The following is a 22,935-nucleotide window of genomic DNA, read 5'->3' on the forward strand; positions in this document are numbered from 1 at the left end:
CACCTAATTCAGGCTTGCGCGGGTTGGGGTTTTCTGCAGCAGATCGCCCCAATCCGTGCGATAGGCCATCTCGGCCAGGACAGTTTCAGGTAGGAACTCCTGATTTTGACGGATTTGCCATCCGCCGCCCAGACCCTTGTAAACCGCCACCAGGTTGCTGGATACCTGCTGCCGCGCCTCGATCAGATTGGCCTGCGACCGCAATAGTGCGGTCTGGGTGTTCAGCACGCGCGAATAATCGGCAATGCCATCTGTATATTGGCTGACGGCGATTTCGGCAGCTTTGCGTGAGGCTTCGACACTTTGCTGATAGAACCCGACCTGCTTACGTGCCTGCGCATAAGCGACCATGGCACTTTCAACTTCGGAATAAGCGGTCAGCACAGTGTTCTGATAATTCGCAATCAGCGCCTGGTAAGCGGCGTCCTGCGCGCGAACATTGTTCTTGATGCGGCCATAGTTCAGCACATTCCAGACCACACCGGCACTGGCCAGTCCGGTTGTGCTGCCACCGCTGAACAGATCGCGCCCACCGGATGCCTGCAGACCGATTGCGCCTGACAGGATGAATTGGGGATACAGGTCCGCCATCGCGATGCCCACTTGTGCCGATTGCGTGGCTGCCGCCAGTTCAGCCGCGCGTACATCCGGGCGGCGGCGCAGCAATTCAGCGGGAACGCCCACTGCCACATTTGCCCGGGCCGATGGAATGCGGCCGGTATTGCCCAGCAGACCGGTCATGCGTGAAGGTGTCGTGCCCAACAACACCGCAAGCGCGTTCTTGGTCTGTTGCAGGTCGCTTTCCAGTTCGGGTACCAGCGCCTTAGTGTTGTTCAACAGGGCGGTGGATTCCTGCACGTCCAGTTCCGTGGTGACGCCGTTGTTGAACCGCAGCTGAGTCAGGTCTGCCGAGTCCTGCTGCAATTTGATGTTCTCGCGCGCAATTGCCAGCGTCTCTTGCAGCGCCCGGATATTGACGTAAAGCGCGGCGACGTCCCCGGTCAGCGTAACCAACGCGTCGTCGTAGTTTGCCACTTGCAGGGCCAGGTTGGATCGCGCCGCCTGAACACCGCGCCGCTGGGCGCCCCAGACGTCCAACTCCCACTGGGCATCGAAGCCGACTTGCGAGGTCGAGAACTCGGTATCCAGCGGGATGACGCGATTGACATCCGAAATTGGCCCCAGATTGTCGCTGATCTGGCGCCGTTCAAGCGAGCCGCCAATGGCCTGCGACTGCGGGTAAAGCTCGCCAAAGGCGATACCCAGTTGCGCGCGCGCCTGCAAAACCCGCGCACCAGCGACCTGAAGTGTCAGGTTCTGGGCGTAGGCCTCGGCAATCAGTTTGTTAAGGGTCGGATCATTGAATGTCTGCCACCATTTCACGACAGGCGCACTGCGCGAGGTCAGCCCGCTTTGACCAGTGCTGGGGTTGTTGACCTCAATCCATTGTTTTACGACAGGTGAATTGGGGCGCACAAAATCCGGTCCAACGGGTGTGCAAGCCGCGAGAGTGGCGGCGCAAATGGCGGTTCCCAACAACCTGCGGAGTGTCATGGCGCGCATCCTCAGATATCCAGGGGTCGGATGAAGTTGGCGAAGGAATAAAGGCGGATGTTGATGCGCCTCAGAAACTCAAAACTTTTGCCCTGGCCTGTATAGATTGCCACAGCGGCATGGCCGCCCGCTGGGAAGATGTGGTCTTCCGGCACATCGACGGTGATCTGAACCGCAATCCGACCGGGCAGTTTGGGCAGCTCGAAACCGGGCAGGCGGCCCGACGGGATGAGTTGCCCTTGACGGGTGGCCCACCAGATCGCTTCGACCTTGCCCGTCAGGATTTCACCGGGATAAAGATCAAGCGCGACTTCGACCTCTTGTCCCGGTTCGACAAATTTCAGGTTCTGCTGGCGGAATGTGGCAAGGATATAAGGGCTTTCATCAGTCACGAAGCTGGCAATCGCACCCAACCGGACGTCACCGACTACCAATCCGGGGCGGGCCTGCTGTGAGACGATCATGCCATTTTCAGGCGCATAGATTGTTGTGTTTTCCAGAAAATACTCGGCTTCGGCCAATTGCGCCTGCGCCTGAAGGATGCCCGTGTTCACGCCGTCAATCTGCGATTCCAGCGCCAGTTGAGCCTTGGTCAGGTTGGCCCCAGCCTGTTTGACGGCGGCCTGATCTTCCGTCACCTGTTCGTTCCATCGATCCAGATCGTCCTGACGGGCGCCTCCGGCCGGAACAAGATTCTCATACCGCGCCTGTTGGGTTTGCGCATAGGCCAATTGCGCATTGGCCCGTTCGACAGCTTCGGTCGACGCAATGACATCCTGTTCAAGGATTTTGGCATTCTGCTGTGCCGCCACCAACTGGGCCTGCGCATTATCGACCGCCAGCGAAAACACCGTATCATCGAACCGATACAGCGGATCGCCCTTTGCGACCGGTGTATTCGGTTCAACAAGAACCTCGGACAGAATCGTCGGCTGTGTCAGCTTGGGGATGATCTGTATGGTCGAACGTACCACGTGGCTGTCTGCTGAAAACGGCTGAAAGAAGCGCAATGCCACAAGGAAGATCAACAGCAGGTGTGCACCCACCCAGAACGAAACAATGCCCCAGGCAATGTTGAACTTCAGCCATTCCAGCTTGAAAAAAATGAGCCAGACGAAAATGATGTAGAACAGCGTGATGCCGAGGGCGACGAACATAGGAATTAGGGTCCTTCGGTCTTAACTGGGTTGTGTGTCATCTGTGTCCAGACGATCCTGGTATTCGGGTTTGACCCTACCGCCCAGGCGTTTGATTTCATCGCGGATGGCATCTTTTTCCTCGTCCGGGCCGCGGCGAATATCGACCGTGACGCCATCGTGGAAAGCCCACATGAAGGCGTGAACCCAAGGCACGACAGCCAAAAACCCCATCCATCCCATGATCTTTACGGCTTCGGCATGGGGATGATTACGTTTGATCGCGATCCGCCCCGGAAGGCCCATAATGAACAGGAACAGCGCCATAACTGCTGCAAGCAGCAGGATCAGCGCGACCAATGTCAGATAGTCATAATAGCCCAGCGGCTGGCCCAATAGTCCCATTTGTGTGCCTCCATCAGGGGAAGGTTAGGGTATCCTCAATCATTCGTTTTCAGTTCGTCAATCAACTTGTAATCCGTGGGCGGGTCATCACAAACGCCCGGTCCGCATTCCAGCAGAGTTGAACCGGCGTTCAGTACGGCAAGTGCCAGCATGACAAAGAAGGCGGTTTTGGCCAGCTTGTTTCCCCCAAAATGTACCTCGCTGGCCGCGCCCGAGTCATATTGGCGATCAAACAGCAGCATGAACGACGTACCCAGCAGGACAAGGAAAAAGGCGATGCCCGCCCAAGTGTAATAATGCAGCCCCAGAACGGGCGATCCGTAATGGCCGGTTCCAGGCACAATGTGCAACAGGATTTGCCGGATCGAAACACTGCCGCCATACAAAGCGGCAATGAGCATGATGGCATAGTGCTGCGGTCGCGCGCCATAAAGCAGGTTCAGGCCCAGCCCGACGCCGACGGCTACAAAGCCGACACGCTGCAACAGGCAAAGCGGACAGGGCAGTTCGTAAAGGACAAGTTGATAGAAGAACGCCAGCGCCAGAACGAGACTGACGGCCAGCATTCCGATCGCGTTTAGTGTACGTGACAGTTCGGGTGTCATGATGAGGCCCTCAAAGCTGAATTGTCAGCTGACTGGTGGCGTGGAATTTCAACCAGTAGATACTCAGGGCAATCGTAAGGAAGAACAGCGCATTGCCTGCCTTTGTCATGTTGAAATAGTTGAGCCCCATCGTGGCAGTAAGTAATGCAAATAAAAGCGCAATCATGGCCCGGTGCTCCCCTCCCGTGCACATATCTTTATGCAAACGATAGTGTCAGGCCGGGTGGCATCTGGCAAGCGGCGCGGTAAATTGGAGACTATTCTTAATGTCCGCTAGCTACACAGGACGATGTCCGTTTGCCATTCCTGACTGCGCAGGTGCAGATCGCCTGGTAACGGCGCATCCGTGTAAATTGCGTCGATTTCTGCCAAAGAAGTGATGCGCGCCGGAGCCGAGCGGTAAAACTTTGAATGGTCGGCAACCAGAAATGTGCGGCGTGCCTGCGCAATGATGGTCTGGCTGACTTGTACCTCCTGAAAGTCGAAGTCCAGAAGATCTCCGTCAGTGTCCAAAGCTGAACAGCCGATTACGGCAAGGTCAAATTTAAATTGCCGAATGGTCGATACGGTCAGATTTCCGATCAACCCGCCGTCGGTGCGCCGCAGAACGCCACCGGCCATGACGACCTCACAATCCGGGTTCTCAATCAGAATGTTTGCGACATTCATGTTGTTGGTCACAACCATCAGATTCTTGTGGTTCAGCAATTGCCGCGCCACGGCCTCGGTCGAGGTTCCGATGTTCATGAAGATCGATGCGCCGTCGGGGATATCGATGGCGCAAGCCTGTGCAATACGGGTCTTGGCGTCGGCGTTCAGGGCACGGCGGTCTTCATATCCGATGTTTGACACGCCCGAGCGCAGCACCGCGCCGCCATGCACCCGATCCAGTTTACCTGCCTCGGCCAACTCGGTCAGGTCGCGCCGGATCGTCTGGACCGTGACACCAAATCTTTCGGCCAACCCGTCAACGGTGACGCGGCCTTCGACCCCGGCAATGTCCAGAATGTCAGATTGGCGGAAAGATAGGGACATGGGTGTTTCCAGACTTGAAGTGTTTCTTTCGTTTTTGTTCTTTTTGGCCGGTTTTGCAAGAATGGTATTACGAAATTTTAGGCTAGTGCTGAAAAGCGAAAAAAATCGAACATAAACATTGACCATACGAAGGATGTTCTGGCAAATGCCTATCATCCATCCTGACAAGGAATCATTGGCATGCAGTCAGCGGACGTTCAGACAACGGACCTTTTTATCATCGGTGGTGGGATCAATGGTTGCGGCATCGCTCGGGATGCTGCTGGTCGCGGGCTGTCAGTTACATTGGCAGAGATGAATGATCTGGCCTCGGCCACGTCATCAGCCTCGACGAAATTGTTTCATGGCGGGTTACGCTATCTGGAGTATTTCGAAATCCGTCTGGTCCGTGAGGCCCTGATCGAGCGTGAAACCCTGTTGCGCGCGATGCCGCATATCAGCTGGCCGATGCGCTTTGTGCTGCCCTACCACAAGGACATGCGGTTTGACTCGGAAACGCCGACCTCCCGGCTGCTCAGTACGGTCATGCCGTGGATGCGGGGGCGGCGTCCGGCTTGGCTGATCCGGTTGGGTTTGTTCATGTATGACAATCTGGGTGGTCGCAAAATTCTGCCGGGCACCACGTCGCTGAACTTGCGATCGGCACCGGAAGGCGTCCCGCTACAGGACAAGTTCGAAACGGCATACGAATATTCTGATTGCTGGATCGAAGATTCACGGTTGGTGGTTCTGAATGCCCGCGACGCCGAGGCGCGCGGTGCGCAGATCATGGTGCGAACCGAGGTGATTTCGGCCGAGCGGGTGGACGACCTTTGGCAGGTATCGATTCGTGATCGCAGCAGCGGCGAAACCCGTCTTGTTCGGGCCAGAATGCTGATCAATGCGGGTGGCCCTTGGGTCGGGGACATCATCCAGACCAAGATCCGTGTGAACTCACGCGAGGGTGTTCGGCTTGTTCGGGGCAGCCATATTGTGACACCCCGGCTCTATGACCACGACAAGTGTTATTTCTTTCAGGGCGAAGACGGCCGCATCATTTTCGCCATTCCGTATGAACAGGACTTTACCTTGATCGGCACAACGGATCAGGATCACCCGGACCCTGACACGAAACCCGTCTGTACCGAGGTCGAACAGGAGTATCTGTGCGCCTTCGCATCGAAGTATTTCAGGCGCGCTGTGACCCGCGAAGATGTTGTGTGGACCTATTCTGGTGTGCGGCCGCTTTATGACGACGGTGCCAGCAGTGCCACCGCAGCAACGCGAGATTACACGCTGAAAGTCGATGCGCAGGGTGGGGCGCCTGTTTTGAACGTGTTTGGCGGCAAGATCACCACCTATCGCAGGCTCGCGGAAAGTGCTCTGGAGAAGGTTGGTGAATTCTTTCCAAATATGCCGGGCCCCTGGACCGCTGGTGTGGCGCTGCCGGGCGGTGACTTTCCGGTTGACGCAGTTGAAGCCCTGACTGATCAGCTTCAAGCCGCGTATCCGTTTCTGGGTGCCGCCTGGGCTGCACGCCTGATCAGGGCCTATGGAACCGAAGCAACAGATGTCCTTGGGGATGCGCAACAGCTGTCTGATCTGGGCGAGGATTTTGGCGCAACCCTGACCGCGCGGGAAGTCGCGTGGCTGATCGACAAGGAATATGCACGGACCGCCGAAGATGTCGTCTGGCGGCGCAACAAGCTGGGCCTGCGACTGAATGCCGAGCAGATCGCGCGGATCGACGGCTGGATGGCTGAACGGCTGGCCCCCGGCTCGACCTGATCCATCTTTCTATCCTCTTGGCGGGTGATGAGTGTTGTGCTAGCCGTTGGATACGGTCGGCAGACACCGAGGCGTCGCTGCTCTTACCCAGAGTGCTAAACCTGCCAGTGTATGTGAAACTATCGCAACCATCAGGGCGTTGTTTCGTCAAGTCAACGACCAACGATCGCGCAAAACGCCCGATATGGATTTGTGATGAGCAAAACTCCTGTACCCTTGCACGCCGATGATCTGACCGGATTCGTGCGTATCCTGTCCCAACAACTTGGCGACTCCAGCCCGTCGCACCTGAACCTGATGAACATGGTCGCTCGTGCCGCCGGGTTTCAGAACGTGCAACATATGCGCGCCACCAGTGCCGCTGCCCGGCGGATCGAGACCCGCCTGAAACAGCCGGCTGCTGACATGCGCACGGTTGAGCGCACACTGCACCTGTTCGACGGGCAGGGCAGACTTCGGCAATGGCCGTCAAAACGATCGGTGCAGACTTTGTCCTTGTGGGGGCTCTGGTCTGCGGTACCGGCAGCCGCGGTGCTGCAAGAGGGTGAGGTCAACACGTGCCTCAATGCCGAACATTGTTTTGATGACCCTGCAACCCTGCGCCGGACCATGATTTCATGTGGGCTGCTGACACGGAACCGGGATGGATCGGATTATCGCCGGGTCGAGCAGGCACCGACACCAGAGGCAAAGGTGGTGATCCGCGAACTCTCTGAACGTCGGCGGGGAAGACCAGACTGACGCCAGAAAAAAGCCCCGCTGATGGGCGGGGCTTTGATCGGATCAGGCCGCTTCTTCTGAAGGGCCGGGATCGTTTTTGCTGCCTTTCAGCCACTCACGCATGCTTTGCATCAGGGCGTAGAGGACAGGCACCACGATCACGCCAACCAGCGTCGCGGCCAACATGCCACCGAACACGGCGACACCGATGGCTTTCTGGCTGGCCGCACCTGCACCATTGGCGGCCAGCAGCGGTACGACGCCCAGCAGGAAAGACAGGGCAGTCATCATAACAGCGCGGAACCGCTGATGAGCGGCCTCGACGGCAGCTTCCTTGATCGAAAGACCCTTGGCGCGCTGTTCCATTGCAAACTCGACGATCAGAATGCCGTTCTTCGAAGCCAGACCCACCAGCATGATCATACCGATCTGTGTATAAAGGTTAATATCACTGCCAACGATGGCAACCGCGGCCACCGCCCCGAACAGGGCCACGACCACTGACAGCAGGATCGAGACCGGCATAGTCCAGCTTTCATACTGTCCCACAAGGAACAGGTAACCGAATAGGATGGCCAGCCCCAGAATAATGATCACCAGGCTGCCTGACGCCAACTGTTGTTGTGCCGTCCCCGTCCATTCGAACGAGTATCCCGGCGGCAGGGCTGAAGCAGAGACCTCTGTCATCGCGGTGATCGCATCGCCGCTGGAAAGGCCCGGTGCAGGCACCGCCGTAACCGTTGCCGACCGGAACAGGTTATGCCGTTTCAGCAGAACCGGCCCCAACACGTTTTCTACGTCGATCAGGGTGCCCAGTGGCACCATGTCGCCCTTCTGAGAGCGCACATAGAGGCTGGCAATGTCATCGACATTGTCGCGATAGCTGCCTTCCGCCTGGATCATTACGCGATAGACGCGACCAAACAGGTTGAAGTCGTTGACATAATACGACCCCAGCTGGGCCTGCATGGTCTGGAAAATCTCAGCCACCGAGACGTCCAGTGTTTTGGCTTTCTCGCGGTCCAGATCCACGAACAGCTGCGGAACGTTGGCGCGGAATGTCGTATAGGCCTGCCCGATCTCGGGGCGCTGGTTGGCCGAATAGACAAACGACCCCACAGCCGAAGCCAGATCCTGCGGCGAGCCGCCTCCGGTTTGCTGCACCTCCATCTCAACCCCGGCAGACATGCCAAGACCCTGAATTGGTGGCGGGTTGAAGGCAACGGTCGAGGCTGCGGTTTCGTTATTCGCGATGGCCAGCACCTTGGCCAGAATGGCCTTGGCGCTCAGGTCCTCCTCCTGCCGTTCGGCCCAGTTGTCGAGGTTCACGAAGATCGCAGCGCCGTTGGTGATTGTGCCGTTCAGCAATGAAAAGCCATTGATCAGAACGGTGCTGGACACACCCGGGATCTCGCGTATCTGGTCATCGAGGCGCTTTGTCACGGCCTCGGTCCGTTCCAGCGTCGCGGCGTCAGGCAGTTGCACGTCAACAAAGAGATAACCATTGTCTTCCAGCGGGATAAACCCGGCTGAGGTGTTCGACATGATTGCCCCTGTTCCCATGCCGAGACCAACCACGATGGCCAGCGCGATAGCTGGAAAGACAAGCAGTTTGCGCACAATAGCGACATAGCCGTTGCGAACGCCACCAATGAAGTTTTCGAACAGCGCAAGTAGCCCTTTGGGCGGCCCTGAGCGGGCCTTAAGGACCAGCCCGCACAGGGCAGGTGACAGTGTCAGCGCGTTGATGGACGAGATCACAACAGCGGTCGAGATCGTGACAGCGAACTGAGAGTACAACCGCCCTGAGATGCCCGGCATGAATGTCACCGGCACGAAAACCGCCAACAGAACCAGCGTGGTCGCGATGACCGGGCCTGTGATCTGCCCCATTGCCTTACGGGTGGCTTCTGCCGGGGGCAGCCCCTCATCAGCGATGATGCGCTCGACGTTTTCAACAACGACGATGGCGTCATCGACCACAATACCGATAGCCAGCACCAGTGCGAACAGCGAGATCGTGTTCAACGACATGCCGAAGGCCAGCAAGAAAGCAAACGTGCCAATCAGTGAGACCGGGATGGCAACCGCCGGAATGATCGTGGCGCGCCAACTGCCGAGGAACACAAAAACGACCGAGATCACAAGTGTGAAGGTCAGGATCAGTGTGGAAACAACGTCATTCAACGAGGCTTCGACAAAGTCGGTCGTGTTGAAGGGGACATCATATTCGACATCCGACGGGAATGCGCGGGACAGCCGCTCCAGTTCCGCCTGCACGCGCTCTGAAACGGCGAGGGCGTTTGCGCCGGGGGCCTGATAGATGCCGATCACGGTGGCCGGCACGGACTGAAAATAACCGGACGCCGAGTAGAACTGTGCGCCAAGCTCAACCCGGGCGATGTCCCTTACGCGGACAATTGCGCCGGCATCTCCGGTACGGATCACGATGTCGCCAAATTCTTCGGCTGACGTCAGTCGACCTTTGGATTTGATCGTGTATTGAAAGGTCTGCCCTTCGGGCACAGGCGGTGCACCGATCGAGCCTGCAGACACTTCGATATTCTGTTCGCGGATCGCGTTGATCACATCACCTGGTGTGATGGACAGGGCGGCCATCTTGTCAGGGTCCATCCAGACCCGCATGGCGTATTCAAGGTTGGTCAGAACATCAGCCTTACCCACGCCTTGCACACGCGCCAACGCATCGCGCAGGTTGATCGAGGCATAGTTGGAAAGAAACACGCTGTCATAGGTGCCATTGGGCGAGGTCAGCGTGACCAGCATCAGCATATTGGTCGACGATTTTTGTGTGACAACGCCCGAAGATGTCACTTCGGCGGGCAGCGACGACATGGCCTGCGCCACCCGGTTTTGAACGTTGACCGATGCGATGTCGGGATCGGTGCCGACCTCAAAGGTCACATCCAGCGAATAGGACCCGTTGTCAGACGATCTGGACGTCATGTAGATCATGTCGTCCACGCCGTTGACCTGCGCCTCGATCGGAGCGGCAACGGTGTTTTCCACTGTTTCCGCATTTGCGCCGGTGTATTTGGTGGATACGTTGACCACGGGCGGAGTAATGTCGGGGAACTGCGCGACCGGCAGCACCAGATAGCCGATGCCACCCATGATGGTCAGCACAAGCGAAATGACTAACGCCAGCTTCGGCCGGCTGATGAACAGGGCTGAGAACATCGATTACTCTCCCGGCTGTTCAGAGGCGACGACCGCGTCAACAGCCACGCCGGGGCGGACCCGTTGCAGGCCCTCGACAATCACGCTTTCGCCTTCACGCAAACCTTCGGTAACGATGATGGCGGTACCTTCCGTGTTGCCTGTGGTGATGTATCGCTGCTCCACCATCTGTTTGTCGTTTACTACAAGCACAAAGTCACCGCGCTGGTCGCGTTGCAGCGCAGCTTGCGGCACCAGAACTTGCAGGGTTGGTTGCAGCGCTTCGATCTGCACATTCACGAATGCACCGTCCAGGATCAAACGGTCGGCATTTTCGAACTGGGCGCGCATTGTGATCGCGCCGGTCAACGGGTCGATACGATTGTCAACAAATACGATCCTGCCCGTTTCATCCAGCTTGGTTCCATTTGGCAGCGTGATATGCACATTGGGGCTTTGCGGGCTGTCCGCAAGAGAAGCGGAATTTGCGCCAACGGTCTGAAGAACCGAAGTAAAGAGTTTTTCGTTGAGCGAGAAATTCACATAGATTGGCGTCTCGCTAACAATGTTCACCAGCGGCGGGTTGGTCGGGCCGACCACATCACCGACACTGGTGGTGATGCTGCCTATACGTCCATCAAAAGGCGCGTGGATCTGTGTATAGCTGAGGTCCAGTTCGGCCTGCTGGATCGCTGCATTTGCGGCCTTGACCTGAGCCTCGGCGACCAGTTCGTTGGCCCGCGCGATGTCGCGTTCGGATTCAGGTGTCGCGTCGCGCTTGTAAAGCTCTTCCTTACGCGCCAGGTCCACCTTGGCCAACTCAAGATTTGCCTCGGCCCGGTTCAGATCGGCTTTTCGGGCCTCCAATGTCGCCTCGTAAAGGTCCGGTTCGATGGTGAACAACAGGTCTCCTTCCTTGACCGTAGCCCCATCCTCGACATTCCGGCTGTTGAGAAAACCATTCACGCGGGCCACGATATCGACCTTATTGATCGCCTGAGCGCGCCCTATGAAGGAAGCCTCGTCGGTGATTTCTTCGGTGTAGGCGGCCGCAATCGTAACTTTCGGTGCTGCTCCTTCGTCCTGTGCAGTTGCAGGTTGGGCCAGTCCCAGGGAAATCAGCAATAGTGCGGTGGCAATTGGATTGCGGGCCTGAGTTGGAAAAGGGAAAACTTGGGACATGGCGAAAGCCTCGTGCATTTCAGAAACAATTGGTGTCCATCCCGGCGGTCACAATCGCGCGAGTCGACAAAACTTGTTTGCAGGATGGCTTGTTTGCCACGATTTCTCAAGCGCGATGAATCCCGCTGTGGTTTGCGATGACGCCAAAAATTTCAGCAACTAAGCTGGTTTAGGTGTCGGCCTGTTCCGAGGTGCTAAACGAAAACAGGGGCCGACGGCCCCCATTTGATTTGACGAATGTCAGGGTGGTCAGCCGCGTTTGCCGGCGAATTTTGCCTGCCATTCTTCGCGCTGTTCGTCTGTGACCTTGGCAAACAGAACGTCTGGCACGGTAAAGTCGTGACCCGCGGGTAGCGCGTTCAACGCTGCGGCCACGTCCTCGGGCCAGCTGGTATCAAGCGTGTTCATGGCGCTTAGCATCTTGGCCGAGGTATCAGGGATGAACGGCGCGCTGAGCACGGCATAGAACCGGATCAGGTTCAGGCCCAGACGCACCTGCGCAGCGGCCCCTTCGGGGTCTTCCTTGAAGGTTGACCACGGTGCCGCTGCTTGCAGGTATTCGTTGCCAGCCACCCAGATGGCACGCAGTTCCTGAGCCGACTTGCGGACGTCCATTGCTTCCATATGCGCCTCATAAGCGCGGACGCGTTTGGTAAGTTCATTAATCAGAGCGTTCTCACGCTCGCCAAACTCACCGCCTTCGGGCACCACCTCACCAAATTTCGAGCGGCAGAACTTGGTGATGCGGCTGACGAAGTTGCCCAGAACATCGGCCAGATCCTTGTTCACGGATTGTTGGAAGTTCTCCCACGTGAACTCGCTGTCGCTGCTTTCTGGCGCATGGCTCAGCAGCCACCACCGCCAGTAGTCGGCTGGCAGAATCTCGAGCGCCTGATCCATAAAGACGCCACGCCCCTGCGAGGTCGAGAACTGGCCGCCGTCGTAATTCAGGTAGTTGAAGGATTTCAGGTGGTCGACCATTTTCCACGGCTCGCCCGACCCCAGAATAGTGGCGGGGAAAGAAAGCGTGTGAAATGGCACGTTGTCCTTGCCCATGAACTGGACATATCGCACATCGTCCGCACCCTTATCGGTGCGCCACCAGCGTTCCCACTCGGAATCGGGTTTCCCGGTCGAATCCGCCCATTCCTTGGCACAGGCGATGTATTCAATCGGCGCATCGAACCAGACATAGAAGACCTTTCCTTCCATACCGGGCCAGTCCTGATCGCCTTTCTTGACCGGAACGCCCCAGTCCAGATCGCGGGTGATCCCCCGGTCTTGCAGCCCGTCGCCATCATGCAGCCATTTCTTGGCAATGGATGTGGTCAGGATCGGCCAGTCAGTTTTGCTGTCGATCCAGGCATCCAGCTGATCCTTCATTCCCGACTGGCGCAGATAGAGGTGCTTGGTCTCACGCACTTCCAGATCGGTCGAGCCCGAAATGGCCGAGCGCGGTTCAATCAGGTCGGTCGGATCCAACTGCTTGGTGCAGTTTTCACACTGGTCGCCACGTGCGTTCTCATACCCGCAATTGGGGCAGGTGCCCTCGATATAGCGGTCGGGAAGAAAGCGACCATCCGCGTTGGAATAGATTTGCTTTTCCGTGACCTCACGGATCAACCCGGCCGCATCCAGTTTTCCGGCGAAATGTTGGGTCAGCTTTTTGTTCTGATCGCTGGATGAGCGGCCAAAGTGGTCAAAGCTCATCCCAAAACGCTTGGCGATGTCGGCCTGAATTTCGTACATGTCCGCGCAATACTCGGCCACCGGCTTTCCAGCTTTGGCAGCGGCCAGTTCGGCCGGGGTGCCGTGTTCGTCGGTGGCACACAGGAACATGACCTCGTTCCCCCGGCCACGCTGGTAGCGTGCATACAAGTCGGCAGGCAGTTGCGAGCCGATCAGATTGCCGAGATGCTTGATCCCATTGATGTAAGGGATCGCCGAGGTGATGAGAATCCGAGCCATATTCCGTTTCCGCATATCTAACTGCGCGTTCGTCTAACCTAAGTCACCGCTCAGCAAAAGCCCGGTTTCGTAGGTGACTGGAATAACTCTGATTTGTAACGCGCGCCTGATAGGGCGACCCAGCCGCCGATGGCCGTTGTAAACCGGTCAGATTGTGGTCAGCCAATACGCAGACTCTGCGCAATGCAGGGCTGCGGGTCCGCTTTTCATTCCTCGCGGGCGCGTTTCAGCAACCTTCCGACCGTAAAGGATGTACGCGGTGCGTAGACGTAATTGGTTCTCTCCGCGGGTGTTGGACGCGACCGCATCCGGGCCAGGCCGAAACCGATCAGGAATACGTGGCCGACCGCAACAAATGCAAACAGCGCGCTGGGGCCGAAATCCTGGATCAGTGTTGACGTGATATAGGGTGACGCAATAGCCCCCAGCGCGTACCAGAACATCAAGGCGGCAGACAACTCGACCCTTTGTTCGGTTGTCGCAAAATCGTTGGCATGTGCGGATGACACCGAAAAGATTGGGAATGTCGTGAACCCAAAAAGCGCCGCTGCAAGCATGACACCGACGGTTCCCGTGTCGCTTGCCGCCATTGTGACCCCGCAGCTTAGTACCGCCGCGACCGAAAGCCAGATCAAGACCCAGCGCCGGTCGTATTTGTCCGCGAGCCATCCCATCGGATACTGCGCCAGCGCCCCGCCCAGAACGAAAGAGGCGAGGAAGAAGGCGATTTGATCCACTCCCAACCCGACTTCCTGACCGTAGACGGGCCCGACCATTCGGAAAGATGCTGAACTGAGTGCCGAAACAATGACGCCCGCGACGGCCAACGGCGAACTGTGCCATGCCAGTTTCGGGCGCAGGCGGGGGGCGTCGGGCGTCTTCGGCTGACTTGCGCGTGTCAGTGTCAGCGGCAGCAATGAGGCGCAGCAAAGGATCGCCAAGAGGTTATAGGAAACATACGAGGCGGGTGGCAGGACGGCGATGATCAACTGAGCACTCAGCGAGGCACCCATATCGACGATGCGATAGGTGCCCATGGCTCGTCCACGTGTCTCATTGGTCACTTTTGCATTCAGCCACGCTTCGATGACAGTGTAACTACCTGCCACACATGTGCCCGAGGCGATGCGCAACGCCGCCCATACATAAGGATTGTCTGTCAGGGTGTGCCCGATCAACCCCATCGCGCCCAGCGCTGTGCATACGGCAAATGCGCGGGAATGCCCGACACTGCCCATCAGTCGCGGCGCCCACCAGCAACCTATGAAAAAGCCAAGGAAATGCGCTGAACCCAGCATACCGATCTGTTCGGTCGAAAAGCTTAAGGTGATCCCGGAAATGGCATCAAGTGGCCCGACGCCGCCCGTTGAAAGCTGAAGCAGAATGACCGAAAGAAACAGGGCGGCAAATGAAATGATCGTGCGCATGGTTTTCTCAGATAGGCGGCGTCACCGGACAATGCGCGCAACTATTCGACTTTATCCAGTCGTTTTTTGCTTTTTGTCGATTAGGTTGCACGAATGATCTCGGCACGTATGTCCAGTCCGACGTTTTGTCCTACCAGATCGGGATAACCCGAGGCACCGAAATCGTGCCGGTTCAATGTCCCGGTCAAACCTATGGACAGGCGGTTGAGGTCGTTCGCGGCTGTTCCGGGCTGGCGGTATAGGTTGGCATCCAAAGTTATGGGGTGCGTCACATCTCGGATACTCAGTTCCCCCGTGACACGAGCACCATTCGATATGCGCCCATCGGCCCCCAATTGAATGTCAGTCGATACGAATTGAATTGTCGGGTAGGTTTCGGCGCCCAAAACACCGGGGCCGAGCATCGGCATGCGGGCAAAGGGCAAGCGTGTTCTGGCCTTGTTGACATCCAGCACCACCGTGACCCGGCTGTTTTGCAGGCGGTGCATGTCAATCTGTACGTTCGCCTGCCGGATCGGCATTGATCCGGTCTGAGGGATACCTGACAGATCAAAGGTAAAACCAACCACGGTGGCTTTCGTTGACAAAATGTATGGCTGCAACGCGGCTTGCACCGCACGGGCCAAAGGCAGAGCCACCATCCCTGCAAGCACCAAGCGGCGGGTCAGGTGTGTCACGCCATGACCGTGTCCCGTCTGGGGCGGGATCTTTTGATCAACATCAGAACGATGGCAATGTTCAAACCGTTCCAAAGAATTCCGTTGACGAAGGCCAGGTGGTAACTTCCGGTGACATCGTAAATCCAGCCTGACATCCAGCCGCCAAGCGCCATGCCAAGGATGGTCATCATCAAGACGAATCCGACCCGCGCCCCGGCGTCCTGCGGCGGCATGTATTCACGGACAACCAAAGCGTAGCTGGGCACGATGCCACCCTGCGCCAGACCGAACAGCAAGCTGATCACATAAAGTGAGACCATCCCGTCATATGGCAGGAACAGGAACAGGGCGATGCACTGCAAGACTGAGCCGATCAAGAGCGTCATGACGCCGCCCAGACGGTCGGCCAACAGGCCCGAGAGAATACGGCTGGCGACGCCACCTAGCAGCATCAGCGATAGCATTTCGGCCCCCACTGCGGGGCCGTATCCCAGCCCGACGCAATACGACACGATATGGACCTGTGGCATGGACATCGCTACGCAGCATCCAATACCAGCCAGGCCAAGGATGTACTGTAACACGCGTGGTGAAACGCCGACAGTGCGCGCGTTGATCTGGGCTGTGGCCGCGGCTGTGCTGTGTGCTTCGACCGGGACCTGACGACGCAACAGCAAGGACAGGGGGATGACAATCAGCAGCGTCAATAGCGCCAATGTCAGGTAGACCTGTTGCCAGCCATCCCGTAACAGAATGCCGGACAGCAGGGTGGGCCAGATTGCGCCAGAGATATAGTTTCCGCTGGCCACCAATGCGACGGCGAACCCACGCCGCTTCATGAACCAGTGCGAGATATCGGCGATCAAGGGGCCAAACCCGATCGATGTTCCCAGCCCGACCAGCAGATGCGCCGCAGATAGTAGTGTTATATTCGGGGCCAGCGTTGCCAATAGATAGCTGAAGGCGCTTAATACAGCGGCGCCGATCAGGGCGCGTGTCACGCCCAGCCGGTCCACCAGTTGTCCTAGCCACATATTGCCCAGCGCAAATCCGATCATCGTAAGCGTATATGGCATCGAGGCTTCGGCGCGACTGGCGCCGAATTCTGCTTCGACAGTAGGCATGACCACGATGACCGCCCACATCCCTACATTCGCCACAGTTGCGATGGCGAGCGTGATCAGAAGGCGAATCCAGGAATAGCGGCTGTCATGGATCGGATGGCTCATGCGGCGACGCTAGGGTGCGATCCGGAGTTTGGCGAGTCACATCTTGCGTGATCCTTGCGGCTTCACGTCAGAATGTCCTCTGTTTCAATGCGTTTCAGGTGCAGACCGGTGCGGGCAGCAGTCTGAGTGGCCTGCCAGCTGACCGGGGGCAGGGCGCGGGCGCGGCGGCGGGTCAGGGTCCAGTGTCTGGTATCTCCCTGATGGGCGGCGGCCATGTGCCAGCGTGTCTCAACCCCTTGTGCGCCGCCATCACCGGGCGTCAGCAGCAAGCCAAGCGGGGCTTGGCCCATCGTACCGCCTTGTTCTGCGGCCAGATGCATCCGCCGCACCGGCGTCAGCCCCGGCGCGCCGGGCAGGTCGCCTATGATCAGCGGGATGGCCCCGCTGCGCAGCGCCTCTTCAATACACCATAGAAGATCTTCGGCACGGGTGGGGTGAACGAACAGAAAACGTGCCGGATCAGCAAAGGCCATAATTCCGTCGGGGTTCAGTTGGGCGGGCTCCCACGCGGGGGAAATCCACAGCACGGGGCCCTGTGTCTGACCGGCCAGCCAGATGGCAAAGCTGCGCCGGGCGGGGCCGCAAGCCTCGTGCACGCGACCCGGTTGCAGGGTGATCTGGGAATGGAGATTTACCCCCGGTACCTGACGCGCAGGTTTGTGGCCAAGAAGCTGAGCAGACATGCCCACAAGTTATCATGTTCCACTTTTGTTCTCAAGAGGTGAGAGGCATTAACGGGACAGGATCAGCTTGCCATCCGCAAACTGGATGCTTGAAAAACGGTGCAGGTACTCCATCCCCAAAAGAGACTTATCCAGTTCGCCCTCGTTGACCCAGGCCGAAACATTCTGATCCGTAATGGGTCCTACCGTCAGGGTCTCAAGCCGCACCGGCGCAGTACGCACCTCACCGTTTGCAGTCAAGGCGCGCCCGAAATAGTTCAGCTGATCGGGATCAATGCCTGCCCGTTTGGCATCCCGCGCGTTCAACACGATCTGGCTGGCACCGGTGTCGACAAGAAAGGTGATCAGCTCACCATTCACCAGAACCGGAAGGTAATAATGGCCATCATAAGCGCGGGGAACCTCAACCGAGTTACCGGTGACACTCATCTGCGGCGCGGGAGCGACCGAGGAACGAATATCCTCCCACAGACCGACCAGTGCAATGACCCCGACAAAAATGAACACCCATGCCATGACCTGCTGAAACGTCTTGCCAAGCGACTGCCGATTATGCGTGACAAACCACATCAGCAGCGCCGCCCCCAGCAGGGCCAGATAGATCAGGCGTCCAATATCGAAACTGTCCATGCGGTTCCCGGAAATCCCCTTAACCTTGTTAATATGGGGGCTTAAGATGCGAATCCAAAGGCCTTGAGGCCATCAAGAATAAACTGAACAGATAATGCAGCCAGCAGCATCCCAAGAAGCCGGGTCAACACGTTCAGCCCGGTTTTCCCCAAAAGCCGTGCCACGGCCCCGGATGTAAGATACATCACAAAAACCATTGCCAGAACGACCAGCATAACGCCGATGACAACCGCCAGACCCTGAATGCCGGGATGTTGACCGGCCAGCAGGATCATGGTGGCAATCGCACCGGGTCCTGCAATCAGTGGGATGCCCAGCGGAAACACCGACGGGTCCGGATGTTCTTCTTCTTCGGCACTGTTTTCACGACGTTTGGTCCGGCGTTCAAACAGCATGTCGAGCGCGGTCAGAAACAGAAGAACACCTCCCGCAACGCGAAACGCCTCCATCGAGATGCCGACAAAACCCAGCAACGCTTCGCCAAAGGCCGCGAACATGGCCAGAATGCCGCCTGCCGTCAGGCATGCGCGTATCGCGACAGAGCGGCGCGTGTGCCAATCCATGTTCTGGGTCAGGGCCACAAAAATCGGCGTTTGCGCCGGTGGATCAAGAACCACGAAAAGCGTTGTGAACGCAGTGATCAGAAATGCGGTGTCAATCACTCTTTGCTACTCTGTTGCAGATGTTTCAAAATTTTTAGGGCGTCTTCGGCCCGTCCGGAGGGAACATAAACATGATCGTGGTGATAGCCCGCAACCATGTTCGCCGGAATTCCGGCCTGTGCCAACACCTCTGAGACCGCAGCGGTCAGACCCACGCCTTCGAGCGAGGAGTGCACTTGAAGCGTGATACAACGCATAGCAACCGCCTCTTTTGGTGCGCAATGGAACGGAACGATTAAAGACAGACCTTCGGCCTCGACATAACTGGCGCGTGTCCCGTCGGGCCAGTCCATATCTTCGGGCCAGACCACAAATGCGAATTCGTCGGGTTGAATTTCGGGGTGCATTCCCGCGATCATCGCTTTGGTTTCAACAACGGGATCGCTCATACCGTTTCTGCCTGTTCCAGTCGCTCGGCAGCGGCGATCCAAAGCGCTTCTGCTTTTTGCATGGCCTCGACCACCTCGGCGAATTTGCGGTTCCAGGTTTCCAGATCGTTGATCTTGTCGTCCTCGTATAAAGCCGGGTCGGCCAGTTTTGCCGCGAGCTTGTCGTGCATCTCTGTCAGTTTCTCGACCCGGTCCTCGCATTTGCGCAGGTCCGCCCGCAGTGCCAGCATGGTATCGCGCGAGGTACGTTTGGGCTTCTCTGTTTGCGGCTTTTCTTTCACCGGCTTGTCACGCGCCAGCAAAAGGGCCCGGTAGGATTCAAGGTCACCGTCATAAGATTTGACCGTACCGTCCGAGACCAGCCACAACCGATCGGCAACAAGCGACAGAAGGTGCATGTCGTGGCTGACCAGCACGACAGCGCCGGAATAGGCGGTCAGTGCTTCGACCAGCGCCTCACGGCTTTCGATATCCAGATGGTTCGTCGGTTCATCGAGGATCAGCATATGCGGTGCGTCGATGGTGGCCAGCAGCAGCGACAGGCGTGCTTTTTGCCCACCCGACAGGCGGCCAACCTCGGTTTCCGCCTGAGCTGCGTTCAGGCCGAACCCCGCCAAACGCGAGCGCCACTTGCCAGGCGCCTCGTCCGGGCGCAGGCGGCGCAGGTGGTCCAGTGGCGTTTCGTTCACATAAAGCTCGTCCACCTGATGCTGAGCGAAATACCCGATGCGCAGCTTGTTGCTGCGGGCCATCTTACCCGCCATGAGGGGCAGGCGGTCTGACAACAGTTTGGACAGGGTAGATTTGCCCTGACCGTTCTTACCCAGCAGCGCGATGCGGTCATCCTGATCAATGCGCAGATTCAGGCGGCGCAGTACTTCGATCTCGCCATAGCCGGTGACACCACCTTCGATCTGGATGATGGGCGGCGACAGTTCCTCGGGTTCGGGGAAGGAAAACGCACGCAGCGCGGCCTCTTGCGGGGTTGAGACCAACTGGATGCGTTCGATCATTTTCAGGCGCGATTGGGCCTGAACGGCCTTGGATGCCTTATAGCGAAACCGATCCACGAAGCTCTGCAAATGAGCGATGCGGGCCTTTGCCTTTGCATTCTCGGATTCCGCCTGCGCTAGACGTTCCGCCCGCCGTTCCGCGAACTTGTCGTAAGGCACAGCGTAATAGGTGAGTTTGCGATCCTCCAGATGCAGGATCGACCCTACGGCACGGTTCAACAGGCCCCGGTCATGGCTGATGATAATGACCGTGTGGGGATATTTCGCCAGATAGCTTTCCAGCCACAGCGCGCCTTCGAGGTCCAGATAGTTGGTCGGTTCGTCCAACAGCAACAAATCCGGTTGCGAGAACAAAACCGCCGCCAAGGCCACGCGCATCCGCCAACCGCCCGAGAAATCCGAGCAGGGGCGCAACTGGTCTGCGTCGTCAAACCCCAACCCCTTGAGGATCGAGGCCGCGCGGGCCTCGGCCGACCAGGCGTCGATATCGGCCAGCCGCGTCTGGATTTCGGCAATTCGCGTGGGATCCGTTGCGTTGCCAGCCTCGGCCATCAGGGCGTTGCGCTCGGTATCAGCGGCCAGAACAGTGTCGATCAGCGAAACATTGGACGAGGGGACCTCTTGCGCGACCCCGCCAATGCGGGCGCGCTTGGGGACCGAAATATTGCCCGATTCCAGCGCCAGTTCCCCGCGGATCAGGCGAAAAAGCGTGGTCTTTCCCGTGCCATTTCGGCCCACAAGGCCAACCTTGTGACCGCCTGGTATGGTTGCGCTGGCGCCATCAAACAATGGGCGGCCTTCAACGGCATAGGTGATGTCTTCGATCCGTAACATGGAGCGCTCTTAGCAGAGGTGTGATGCCGCCGCCAGCGGCTTGGCATTTTCAAGCGTCAAGCAATGTGTTAGCGCTGTCTCGTTTGCTTTTTGAAACGGTTTTCCACATGCGCGCGGCCCGGACGCCTCCATCCCTGATCACGTTGATCTTTGCTACGGCGCTGTCTGTACTGACGCTCAACATGTTTCTGCCGTCGCTGGCACATATGAGTGAAGATTTCGCTGTGGATTACGGTCTGATGAACCTGTCGGTCGCGGGGTATCTGGCGGTTTCGGCAGTATTACAACTGATTATGGGCCCTTTATCGGATCGCTTTGGTCGCAGACCTATCCTTTTGATTTGTATATCAATATTTGTCCTTGCGTCGATCGGATGCACATTGGCTGAATCGATCTGGGTTTTTCTTGGCTTCCGTCTGCTTCAGGCTGCTGTTGTCGCGGGCTCGGTCCTGTCCAGCGCGTCGATCAGAGACCGTTACGCACCGAATGAGGCGGCAAGCAAACTCGGTTACGTCGCGATGGCCATGGCTTTGGCCCCGATGCTTGGGCCGATGTTGGGTGGGGCGCTGGATATGCTTTTCGGTTGGCGCTCGGGGTTTGTCCTGTACTCGTTGCTTGGGGCAGGGTTGCTGGTGCTGCTTTGGTTCGACATGGGCGAGACCAACACCAACCGCTCGTCCACATTTGGTGCCCAACTGCGCGAGTATCCCCATCTGTTCCGTGCCCGCAGGTTCTGGGGCTATGCCTTATGCGCAGCGTTTTCGATTGGAGGGTTCTACAGCTTTATCACCGGTGCGCCGCTGGTTGCTGCAGCGTGGTTCGACCTGAGCCCTGCAATGCTGGGGCTGGGGATTGGCATCATCACCGGCGGGTTCATGGTTGGCAATTTTGTCACCGGTCAGATTGCGGCCCGGACGCGCCTGACGACAATGATCTTGTCAGGGCGGATCGTGGCCTCGACCGGGCCGTTTTGTGGATTGTTGCTGTTCCTCGCTGATCTGGGATCGGTCTGGGTCTTCTTCGGCTCGGCAATCTGTGTCGGCTTTGGCAACGGTTTGACCAATGCCAATGCCGCGGCTGGCGTCATGTCAGTACGCCCCGGACTGGCAGGAAGCGCGGCAGGGCTGTCGGGGGCAATGATCGTGGCTTTGGGCGCTGTTCTGACCTCAATGACCGGCGCGTTCGTTAGCCCCGAAAATGGGCCGTATCTGGTACTGGGCATGATGTGGGCGTGTAGCTTTGCTGGCTTACTGGCGGTGCTTTACGTCCGTCGACTGGACCGCGTCGACCCTTTGCCGGACACAATCTGAATTGCAAAGCCACGGGCAAGGCATCATTACACTTTTCATGGGCCAAAGTCCGTGATACCCGGCGCGCGATGGATTTCGGCGCGGGTCCCGCGTCACATTATAAGGAGAGGCCGACATGGCACTGGAACGCACATTCTCGATCATCAAACCCGATGCAACCCGCCGCAACCTGACCGGCAAGATCAACGCCAAGTTCGAAGAAGCTGGCCTGCGCATTGTGGCGCAAAAGCGCATTCACATGACCAAAGCTCAGGCTGGCAAGTTCTATGACGTTCATGCCGAACGTCCGTTCTATGACGAACTGTGCGAATTCATGTCGTCGGCTCCGGTTGTTGTTCAGGTTCTGGAAGGCGAAGGTGCCATTGCAAAGAACCGTGAAGTCATGGGCGCAACCAACCCTGCAGACGCAGCACCCGGCACCATTCGCGCCGAATTCGCGGAATCGGTCGGTGAAAACTCGGTCCACGGTTCGGACGCTCCGGAAACCGCAGCGGTTGAAATCTCATATTTCTTCTCGGGCATTGAGCTGGTCGGCTAAGCCACAGCC

General features: G+C 57.8%; 21 protein-coding genes. 4 read left to right on the forward strand and 17 right to left on the reverse strand.

Annotated features, from left to right (window positions below):
- Nucleotides 1–3 precede the first annotated feature (3 nt).
- From ACR0M9_RS00385 to ACR0M9_RS00410, 6 genes are all read right to left on the reverse strand, one after another.
- Nucleotides 4–1,554, reverse strand: a complete 1,551-nt coding sequence (locus tag ACR0M9_RS00385) for an efflux transporter outer membrane subunit (RefSeq protein WP_480772603.1) — start codon at nt 1,552–1,554, stop codon at nt 4–6.
- Nucleotides 1,555–1,565: 11 nt separating this feature from the next.
- A complete protein-coding gene (locus ACR0M9_RS00390) occupies nt 1,566–2,711 on the reverse strand; it encodes an HlyD family secretion protein (protein ID WP_267366155.1) in 1,146 nt (381 codons plus the stop codon).
- Nucleotides 2,712–2,732: 21 nt separating this feature from the next.
- Complete coding sequence (locus ACR0M9_RS00395; protein WP_267366156.1) at nt 2,733–3,095, reverse strand: DUF3302 domain-containing protein; 363 nt, start codon at nt 3,093–3,095, stop codon at nt 2,733–2,735.
- Between the two features lie 35 nt (nt 3,096–3,130).
- Entirely contained in the window at nt 3,131–3,700 is a 570-nt protein-coding gene (locus tag ACR0M9_RS00400; RefSeq protein WP_480772604.1) for a disulfide bond formation protein B, read from the reverse strand.
- Between the two features lie 10 nt (nt 3,701–3,710).
- Nucleotides 3,711–3,866, reverse strand: a complete 156-nt coding sequence (locus ACR0M9_RS00405; RefSeq protein WP_209595994.1) for a DUF5993 family protein — start codon at nt 3,864–3,866, stop codon at nt 3,711–3,713.
- Nucleotides 3,867–3,973: 107 nt separating this feature from the next.
- Nucleotides 3,974–4,735: a DeoR/GlpR family DNA-binding transcription regulator gene (locus tag ACR0M9_RS00410; RefSeq protein WP_480772605.1), complete on the reverse strand. Its 762-nt coding sequence runs from the start codon at nt 4,733–4,735 to the stop codon at nt 3,974–3,976.
- 180 nt (nt 4,736–4,915) lie between these two features.
- Here ACR0M9_RS00410 and glpD point away from each other — a divergent pair, with 180 nt between their 5' ends.
- A complete protein-coding gene (glpD, locus tag ACR0M9_RS00415) occupies nt 4,916–6,502 on the forward strand; it encodes a glycerol-3-phosphate dehydrogenase (protein ID WP_480772606.1) in 1,587 nt (528 codons plus the stop codon).
- 195 nt (nt 6,503–6,697) lie between these two features.
- Entirely contained in the window at nt 6,698–7,243 is a 546-nt protein-coding gene (locus ACR0M9_RS00420) for a DUF2087 domain-containing protein (RefSeq protein WP_480565097.1), read from the forward strand.
- A gap of 42 nt (nt 7,244–7,285) precedes the next feature.
- Here the strand turns inward: ACR0M9_RS00420 and ACR0M9_RS00425 are convergent, their stop codons facing one another.
- The 11 genes from ACR0M9_RS00425 to ACR0M9_RS00475 form a co-directional block, all read right to left on the reverse strand.
- A complete protein-coding gene (locus ACR0M9_RS00425) occupies nt 7,286–10,423 on the reverse strand; it encodes an efflux RND transporter permease subunit (RefSeq protein ID WP_480772607.1) in 3,138 nt (1,045 codons plus the stop codon).
- A 3-nt stretch (nt 10,424–10,426) separates the two neighbouring features.
- The gene (locus ACR0M9_RS00430) at nt 10,427–11,584 is read right to left on the reverse strand and encodes an efflux RND transporter periplasmic adaptor subunit (RefSeq protein WP_480505461.1); all 1,158 of its coding nucleotides are present in this window, start codon (nt 11,582–11,584) and stop codon (nt 10,427–10,429) included.
- 249 nt (nt 11,585–11,833) lie between these two features.
- A complete protein-coding gene (metG, locus tag ACR0M9_RS00435) occupies nt 11,834–13,552 on the reverse strand; it encodes a methionine--tRNA ligase (RefSeq protein ID WP_480772608.1) in 1,719 nt (572 codons plus the stop codon).
- Nucleotides 13,553–13,758: 206 nt separating this feature from the next.
- The gene (locus ACR0M9_RS00440) at nt 13,759–14,979 is read right to left on the reverse strand and encodes an MFS transporter (RefSeq protein WP_480485858.1); all 1,221 of its coding nucleotides are present in this window, start codon (nt 14,977–14,979) and stop codon (nt 13,759–13,761) included.
- Nucleotides 14,980–15,059: 80 nt separating this feature from the next.
- The gene (locus ACR0M9_RS00445; protein ID WP_480772609.1) at nt 15,060–15,656 is read right to left on the reverse strand and encodes a YceI family protein; all 597 of its coding nucleotides are present in this window, start codon (nt 15,654–15,656) and stop codon (nt 15,060–15,062) included.
- Nucleotides 15,653–16,867 carry an MFS transporter gene (locus ACR0M9_RS00450; RefSeq protein WP_480565088.1) on the reverse strand — a complete coding sequence of 405 codons (1,215 nt, stop codon included), beginning with the start codon at nt 16,865–16,867 and terminating at the stop codon, nt 15,653–15,655. Before ACR0M9_RS00450 ends, ACR0M9_RS00445 begins: the two co-directional genes overlap by 4 nt.
- 62 nt (nt 16,868–16,929) lie before the next feature.
- Nucleotides 16,930–17,550 carry an ImuA family protein gene (locus ACR0M9_RS00455; protein WP_480772610.1) on the reverse strand — a complete coding sequence of 207 codons (621 nt, stop codon included), beginning with the start codon at nt 17,548–17,550 and terminating at the stop codon, nt 16,930–16,932.
- A 48-nt stretch (nt 17,551–17,598) separates the two neighbouring features.
- Nucleotides 17,599–18,180 (reverse strand): retropepsin-like aspartic protease family protein, encoded by a 582-nt coding sequence (locus ACR0M9_RS00460; RefSeq protein WP_480772611.1) that lies wholly within the window; start codon nt 18,178–18,180, stop codon nt 17,599–17,601.
- Nucleotides 18,181–18,221: 41 nt separating this feature from the next.
- Entirely contained in the window at nt 18,222–18,842 is a 621-nt protein-coding gene (locus ACR0M9_RS00465) for a MarC family protein (protein ID WP_480481263.1), read from the reverse strand.
- A complete protein-coding gene (locus ACR0M9_RS00470; protein WP_480505449.1) occupies nt 18,839–19,231 on the reverse strand; it encodes an ACT domain-containing protein in 393 nt (130 codons plus the stop codon). The genes ACR0M9_RS00465 and ACR0M9_RS00470 overlap by 4 nt, the downstream gene beginning before the upstream one ends.
- Nucleotides 19,228–21,078: an ABC-F family ATP-binding cassette domain-containing protein gene (locus tag ACR0M9_RS00475; protein WP_480772612.1), complete on the reverse strand. Its 1,851-nt coding sequence runs from the start codon at nt 21,076–21,078 to the stop codon at nt 19,228–19,230. Before ACR0M9_RS00475 ends, ACR0M9_RS00470 begins: the two co-directional genes overlap by 4 nt.
- Nucleotides 21,079–21,185: 107 nt before the next feature.
- Here ACR0M9_RS00475 and ACR0M9_RS00480 point away from each other — a divergent pair, with 107 nt between their 5' ends.
- The gene (locus tag ACR0M9_RS00480; RefSeq protein ID WP_480772613.1) at nt 21,186–22,388 is read left to right on the forward strand and encodes a multidrug effflux MFS transporter; all 1,203 of its coding nucleotides are present in this window, start codon (nt 21,186–21,188) and stop codon (nt 22,386–22,388) included.
- A 115-nt stretch (nt 22,389–22,503) separates the two neighbouring features.
- On the forward strand, nt 22,504–22,926 hold the full coding sequence (gene ndk, locus ACR0M9_RS00485) for a nucleoside-diphosphate kinase (protein WP_480481255.1): 423 nt from the start codon (nt 22,504–22,506) through the stop codon (nt 22,924–22,926).
- The last annotated feature ends 9 nt before the right edge of the window (nt 22,927–22,935 follow it).

This window comes from Ruegeria sp. CH2 (assembly GCF_056537065.1).

Excerpts from the sequence above, each read along its gene's own strand:
- ACR0M9_RS00460 (WP_480772611.1), bottom strand. The coding sequence starts at position 18,180 with ATGGACAGTTTCGATATTGGACGCCTGATCTATCTGGCCCTGCTGGGG.
- ACR0M9_RS00395 (WP_267366156.1), bottom strand. The coding sequence starts at position 3,095 with ATGGGACTATTGGGCCAGCCGCTGGGCTATTATGACTATCTGACATTG.
- ACR0M9_RS00450 (WP_480565088.1), bottom strand. The coding sequence starts at position 16,867 with ATGAGCCATCCGATCCATGACAGCCGCTATTCCTGGATTCGCCTTCTG.
- ACR0M9_RS00430 (WP_480505461.1), bottom strand. The coding sequence starts at position 11,584 with ATGTCCCAAGTTTTCCCTTTTCCAACTCAGGCCCGCAATCCAATTGCC.
- ACR0M9_RS00480 (WP_480772613.1), top strand. The coding sequence starts at position 21,186 with ATGCGCGCGGCCCGGACGCCTCCATCCCTGATCACGTTGATCTTTGCT.
- ACR0M9_RS00440 (WP_480485858.1), bottom strand. The coding sequence starts at position 14,979 with ATGCGCACGATCATTTCATTTGCCGCCCTGTTTCTTTCGGTCATTCTG.
- ndk (WP_480481255.1), top strand. The coding sequence starts at position 22,504 with ATGGCACTGGAACGCACATTCTCGATCATCAAACCCGATGCAACCCGC.
- ACR0M9_RS00475 (WP_480772612.1), bottom strand. The coding sequence starts at position 21,078 with ATGTTACGGATCGAAGACATCACCTATGCCGTTGAAGGCCGCCCATTG.
- ACR0M9_RS00410 (WP_480772605.1), bottom strand. The coding sequence starts at position 4,735 with ATGTCCCTATCTTTCCGCCAATCTGACATTCTGGACATTGCCGGGGTC.
- ACR0M9_RS00405 (WP_209595994.1), bottom strand. The coding sequence starts at position 3,866 with ATGATTGCGCTTTTATTTGCATTACTTACTGCCACGATGGGGCTCAAC.
- glpD (WP_480772606.1), top strand. The coding sequence starts at position 4,916 with ATGCAGTCAGCGGACGTTCAGACAACGGACCTTTTTATCATCGGTGGT.
- ACR0M9_RS00470 (WP_480505449.1), bottom strand. The coding sequence starts at position 19,231 with ATGAGCGATCCCGTTGTTGAAACCAAAGCGATGATCGCGGGAATGCAC.
- ACR0M9_RS00390 (WP_267366155.1), bottom strand. The coding sequence starts at position 2,711 with ATGTTCGTCGCCCTCGGCATCACGCTGTTCTACATCATTTTCGTCTGG.
- ACR0M9_RS00385 (WP_480772603.1), bottom strand. The coding sequence starts at position 1,554 with ATGACACTCCGCAGGTTGTTGGGAACCGCCATTTGCGCCGCCACTCTC.
- ACR0M9_RS00425 (WP_480772607.1), bottom strand. The coding sequence starts at position 10,423 with ATGTTCTCAGCCCTGTTCATCAGCCGGCCGAAGCTGGCGTTAGTCATT.
- ACR0M9_RS00420 (WP_480565097.1), top strand. The coding sequence starts at position 6,698 with ATGAGCAAAACTCCTGTACCCTTGCACGCCGATGATCTGACCGGATTC.
- ACR0M9_RS00455 (WP_480772610.1), bottom strand. The coding sequence starts at position 17,550 with ATGTCTGCTCAGCTTCTTGGCCACAAACCTGCGCGTCAGGTACCGGGG.
- metG (WP_480772608.1), bottom strand. The coding sequence starts at position 13,552 with ATGGCTCGGATTCTCATCACCTCGGCGATCCCTTACATCAATGGGATC.
- ACR0M9_RS00400 (WP_480772604.1), bottom strand. The coding sequence starts at position 3,700 with ATGACACCCGAACTGTCACGTACACTAAACGCGATCGGAATGCTGGCC.